Source organism: Paraburkholderia sp. SIMBA_054, assembly GCF_046534875.1.
GTDB classification, from domain to species: domain Bacteria; phylum Pseudomonadota; class Gammaproteobacteria; order Burkholderiales; family Burkholderiaceae; genus Paraburkholderia; species Paraburkholderia hospita.
The window spans coordinates 1-375 of the sequence record NZ_JAWRXV010000333.1 but is presented as its reverse complement, the minus strand read 5'-3'; the positions used below and the strand labels follow the sequence as shown (position 1 = coordinate 375).

The following is a 375-nucleotide window of genomic DNA, read 5'->3' as shown; positions in this document are numbered from 1 at the left end:
GAAGATGACTTTGGAAAACAGATCGCGCAGGAAGAAGCCGTTCTTCGAAAACGCGCTGTGCGGTTTCGGCATGCTGTCCGCGCTCAAACCGAAGCGGTTCGCGATGCGCGTGGCCGCGGCGCTATTGGTTTCGCCTTCCTGCAATGCGCTCGTGAAATAGAAGCCGCGGAAAATCGGCTTGTACTGGAACGGGTTCGTTTCAAACAGCGTGGCGAGAAATGCGCGGAGTGCGGGCTTGATCGTCGAGAACTCGAGCGGGAAACTCAGTTGACCTGGCGAGAGCTTATTGCCGCGATTGATCGACATCTGCGCGACGCTGATTTCTTTCAGGCCGTCGTAGAGCTCCTCGAAATGTTCATCGAAAAGGCCGACCAC

General features: G+C 56.3%; 1 protein-coding gene. It reads right to left on the bottom strand.

Annotated features, from left to right (window positions below; all coding sequences use genetic code 11):
• Window positions 1-375: type VI secretion system protein (locus tag SB822_RS55345; protein WP_410858877.1), on the bottom strand; the 375-nt coding region annotated here is incomplete at both ends.